The 1,088-nt window shown below is 33.9% G+C and carries 2 protein-coding genes; both read right to left on the bottom strand.

All coding sequences use genetic code 11. The annotated features are described in order from the left end of the window. Nucleotides 1-193 (bottom strand): hypothetical protein (locus F6K53_RS44885; RefSeq protein WP_293087558.1); only part of this gene is annotated, 193 nt, incomplete at its 3' end. 44 nt (nucleotides 194-237) lie between these two features. Beyond that, nucleotides 238-1,088, bottom strand: an 851-nt coding sequence (locus F6K53_RS44880) for a hypothetical protein (protein WP_293087555.1), incomplete at its 5' end; no start/stop codon positions are given.

The following is a 1,088-nucleotide window of genomic DNA, read 5'->3' as shown; positions in this document are numbered from 1 at the left end:
TTCCTAAAGCATAGTCTAGTATGGCAAACTGAGCTATGCTAGAAATTAGTAAAATTCCTGCTAATAAACAAATCCAAAAAAAGTTTGTTTGTTCTTGATTGCGATATCTATCTTCAAGTTGTTTGCGATACTCCGGCTTGTTTACTATTTTTTGATCAAAAATTTCCTGGGTTTCTGGGCTACTATTATTCATGATGCCTCAAACAAACAAATCTGTATATTTTTTTACGGTTTTTATTATGAATTCCAATCCTTTGGTATCGCACAACTAGAAGGAAGTTGATCGCGATCATACTTAACTATTTTACCTTTAATTCTTGAAGTATTAGAAGTATTAGCGACATATTTTTCTATATATACACCTCCTTTTTTGACTAACTTAAATAGTTCATTTGAAAGTTTTTTTTTCACTATATCTCCGCTATCAAAATCATAAAGTTTATTATCTTTAGGTTTATCATTTTCTTTCAAAGCTACCGCAAACTTTGGATATTCTCTAAGTCGAAAACTCTTTTGAGCTCCCACTCTATCCCAGGTATACCTATCAATTACAATCTTCGGTTTAGTTTCTCTCATCTCAGCTGGAAGAGACACTATAAAAATCATACCTTTAATATCTGGATCATTAATTAGCAAATTCCTTTCTATGCTTACATGAAGAATTGCTTGCTCTTGATCACTAGACCATTTAGCAGCAGAACAACTATCTTCATAACTGAAATATAGACCATCTTTAAGCTGATCTATACGCCTTATGTAAAAAGTTTCAGGTTGATGAGAAAAAGTAAGTATTGTTGAAATTTTGGGAGTATGACGCTGATTTTTAAAGCTATTTTCGCCTTGGCTTTTTATTATGGCATTTGCAGGTAACCTTAAGATTAGCCTGTGCGGTGAACAGTTCCGCTCTCCAAATATTTCGCGATAGATAGAATCATTGGGCTGTACACTGATGGAAATGGGAAATGGTTTCTCACTCGGAACCTCGCAAAAGTTTTTTCCCTTTACCATTTCTGACAGCGTCGGCAATAAAAAAAGACCAACAATGGCGAATGGAATCATCAAAAATAAATAGTGATAGCCATGGCTGA

Origin of the sequence: Moorena sp. SIO4A1 (assembly GCF_010672065.1) — a bacterium.
GTDB lineage: Bacteria > Cyanobacteriota > Cyanobacteriia > Cyanobacteriales > Coleofasciculaceae > Moorena.
This window is presented reverse-complemented; position numbering and strand designations above follow the sequence as displayed.